This window comes from Pseudomonas sp. NPDC087690 (genome assembly GCF_044743175.1).
Taxonomy (GTDB): domain Bacteria; phylum Pseudomonadota; class Gammaproteobacteria; order Pseudomonadales; family Pseudomonadaceae; genus Aquipseudomonas.
Genome location: NZ_JBIUVX010000004.1, coordinates 76,556 through 77,648 on the forward strand (window position 1 = coordinate 76,556; position 1,093 = coordinate 77,648).

The 1,093-nt window shown below is 62.9% G+C and carries 2 protein-coding genes; both read right to left on the reverse strand.

The window, feature by feature from the left end; all coding sequences use genetic code 11:
• The coding region (locus ACIPIZ_RS08830; protein WP_401164992.1) for a nuclear transport factor 2 family protein at nucleotides 1–282 on the reverse strand (282 nt) is incomplete at its 3' end.
• 10 nt (nucleotides 283–292) lie between these two features.
• On the reverse strand, nucleotides 293–1,093 hold an 801-nt coding region (speB, locus tag ACIPIZ_RS08835), incomplete at its 5' end, for an agmatinase (RefSeq protein WP_401164994.1).

A 1,093-nucleotide genomic window follows, 5' to 3' on the forward strand; every position in this document is an offset into this window, starting at 1 on the left:
GCGCAGCTCGGTGGCCACGTCCTGGATGAAAATCGCCACGTCACCCTGCAGGCTGACAAAGGCGTTGCTCGAGGTGCACGCAAGCACCTCGAAGCCATCCTCGGCGCGCCAGCTGTCCCACAAGGCCTGATAGGCATCGCGCGACAGCAGCGGCTGTTCGAGGGTGTAGAAGACGAAACTCGCATCGGCGCTGAACGCGCCGAAGTAAGCTTCGCGATCGTTACGGGCGAAGGCGGCCACCAGATCGGCAGCCGCTTGCAAAACCTGATCACGTTCGTTCATGACCCGACCCTCAGCGATGGACCACGCCAGGCAGTACGCAGAGCATTTCGTACAGCAGGTTGGCGGCCAGCAGCGAGGTGTTGCCGGTGGTGTCATAAGCGGGCGAGACTTCTACCAGATCGCAACCGATCAGGTCGAGGCCTTGGCAGCCACGGACGATTTCAATCGCCTGAATGGTCGTCAGACCACCGATTTCCGGGGTGCCGGTGCCAGGCGCCCAGGCCGGGTCGATACCGTCGATGTCGAAGCTCAGGTACACCGGACCGCCGCCGACTTTCTCGCGCACTTCGGCCATCAGCGGAGCCAGCGACTTGTGCCAGCACTCTTCGGCTTGTACGACGCGGAAACCTTGATCGCGGCTCCAGTTGAAGTCGTCAGCGGTGTAACCCTGCGCGCGCAGACCGATTTGCACCACGCGGTCGCAGTCCAGCAGACCTTCTTCGACGGCGCGACGGAAGGTCGTACCGTGGGCGATCTTCTCACCAAACATGTGATCGTTGACGTCAGCGTGGGCATCGATGTGCACCAGACCGACCTTGCCATGCTTTTTATGAATCGCCCGCAGGATCGGCAGGGTGATGGTGTGGTCGCCGCCCAGGGTCATCGGGATCACGTTGTGCTCGAGGATGTTGTCGTAGGCTTCTTCGATGATGCGCACGGCGTCGAGCAGGTTGAAGGTGTTGATCGCCACGTCACCGATGTCGGCCACCGACAGCGAGTCGAACGGCGCAGCGCCAGTGGCCATGTTGTACGGGCGGATCATCACCGCGTCGGTGCGGAGGTCGCGTGGCCCGAAGCGGGGGCCGGGGCG